The sequence below is a fragment of the Neisseria sp. P0022.S010 genome, from assembly GCF_051956635.1.
Window position 1 is genome coordinate 1 of sequence record NZ_JBQCXF010000459.1, and the last position, 2,354, is coordinate 2,354.

The following is a 2,354-nucleotide window of genomic DNA, read 5'->3' on the forward strand; positions in this document are numbered from 1 at the left end:
TATACCTTGCCGATGGGGCGGTTGAGGTTGGCGGTTTTGAGCGCCATCGCCTCTTTCATCAAGTGGAAACCGGGCATGATGGTGCCGCCGAGATAATGATTGTCTTCCGTCAGCGCGTCGGTGGTTATGGCGGTACCGCAGCTGACGACGACGCAGGCGTTTTGCGTAAAGCGGCGGCTGCCCAGCGCATTAAACCAACGGTCGGAACCATGTTCTTCAGGGCGGCGGTAATGATTGCGGATACCCAAGGCCTGCGGCATGGAAGACAGCCATTCGACCGGACGGGTTAATTGTTCTTCTACCATCGCTTTTTTTACCGAACCACACACGGCGCAACCGACAATCTTCACATCATCATCGGCAAATTGTAGCCATTCTTCGCCCAGCTGGGTCAAATCACGATACGGCGCGCGGCCGACTTCGGAAAATGTGCCGTTCTCCACCCACGCCCATTTCAACTGACTGTTGCCGCCGTCCAGCAGCAAAAAGCGTTCCGGTTTCGCAGCGGCAGGTTGTGCCGGGCGGTTATCCGGGCGCAAACTGATCTCGCCGCTGACAATGGTTTTCTCACCTTTGTCCGTCAGCAAACGCAACGCGCCTTGCGCATCCACGCCTTTGACCACTCCTTCGTGGACAACGCGTCCTTCCTGAAGCAGCAACACCGGTCTGTTTGTGTCACGGTTGGCGGCATCGTATTCGCCGACACATGACGCGAATCCGTTTTGCGCGTATTCGTTCAACAGCGCATCAAGTTGCACCAATACCGCATTCAACAAGGTTTTGACGCTTACGCCCTGCTTAGAGGCCGTCTGAAACAAGGCCTGCACCGAAGTGGCGTTTTCAACTTCTTTCGGCAATACAAAATTAATGCCGATGCCGATAACGGCGACGGTTTTATTCTCTACCCGCGCCGTTTCAATCAAAATACCGGCCAATTTATCGTTGGCCACGACCAAATCGTTCGGCCACTTGATATTTACGTCCAAACCGATATCGGCAAGCGCACGGCGGCAAGCCAATGCCACCACCAACGCCAGCGAACCCAGCTCATATTGCGGCTTGTCAAACGTCCAGCCCAAGCTGAACATCAGACATTCGCCCTGTCGGTTGACCCAGCTTCGCCCTTGCCGTCCGCGGCCTTTGGTTTGGAAATGCGCCACACACAAAGCCTTATGCGCCAAATCTGCCGACTGGCGCGCCAATGCCATAATTTCATCGTTGCTGGACGAACATTCGTGTTTCAACTGCGCACGAAAACCCTGTTTTCCGGCCATTTGTTGCAAAGATTCTTCGGAAAACACAGCCAAAGGACGCACCAAGCGCCATTGCCCGTCGTGCTGGCGCAGCAAACCGCGGATATGGCCCGGCATCTGCTGCCAGAATCCGTTTAATTGTTGCGGCTTCATCCCGACCACACGCGCCAACTGAGAAACGTGTTGCGGCAGGCCGTCTGAAAGCGCGGCAAGCAAGGCCCAATGGCGGCTGTTCAAATCCTTCATTTGCCTCCTCCGGCTTCGCGGATTTTCGCCAACGTTTTAGTGGTCGAAGTCTGGTGTAAAAACGGAATCGAAAATACTTTGCCGCCACGCGCAAACGTCTCGGCCGCACCAACAATCTTATCCACAGGCCAGTCGCCGCCTTTAATCAATACATCGGGTTTGACCATTTCAATCAACGCAGCCGGCGTATCGTCATCAAACCATGTGACCAAATCCACACTGGCCAATGCCGCTGCCACTGCCGCGCGGTTTTCCAAAGGATTAATCGGGCGGTCGTCACCTTTGCCCTGACGGCGCACCGACGCATCGGTATTCAACGCCAACACCAAAGCCGCACCGGCCGATCGCGCCTGCGCCAGATACGTTACATGGCCCCTATGGAGAATATCGAAACAGCCGTTGGTAAACACCAGCGGACGGGGCAATGCCGCCAAACGCTCCGCCAGCTTTTCGGGCGGACAGATTTTGGATTCAAATTCTGGAGCTGGCCATTCGGACATGATGCGGTTCCTTTGGGAATGAAACAGAAAATAATCGGGGTATTATAAAGGATAACGGCGAAACACCATAAAAAGATACCGAACGGTACAATATTCGGGCTTGATTACGTATTCATTGATATTTGATAACACGGCAAATGCCATTTTTGCCGATGCCATGATGAAACGGTTTGATAAATACTTTTTTGAAACCCAATTAAATCTGAAGTAAAATTCGGGTATAAATGGAAAAAGCCTGCATACAATATGCAGGCTTTCATCTGGGGTGGCTGATGGGGCTCGAACCCACGACAACTGGAATCACAATCCAGGGCTCTACCAACTGAGCTACAGCCACCGTAAAAATTGGCACGCC

Annotated in this window: 2 protein-coding genes and 1 tRNA gene; all 3 read right to left on the bottom strand. The window is 53.3% G+C overall.

Annotated elements, in window-relative coordinates; translation table 11 throughout:
- Positions 1–1,499, bottom strand: a 1,499-nt coding sequence (locus tag ACTHUT_RS18125; protein ID WP_440419303.1) for a bifunctional biotin--[acetyl-CoA-carboxylase] ligase/type III pantothenate kinase, incomplete at its 3' end; no start/stop codon positions are given.
- On the bottom strand, positions 1,496–1,999 hold the full coding sequence (locus ACTHUT_RS18130) for an adenylyltransferase/cytidyltransferase family protein (RefSeq protein WP_284675689.1): 504 nt from the start codon (positions 1,997–1,999) through the stop codon (positions 1,496–1,498). The genes ACTHUT_RS18125 and ACTHUT_RS18130, both read right to left, overlap by 4 nt.
- Positions 2,000–2,260: 261 nt before the next feature.
- A tRNA-His gene (locus ACTHUT_RS18135) sits at positions 2,261–2,336 on the bottom strand.
- Positions 2,337–2,354 lie beyond the last annotated feature (18 nt).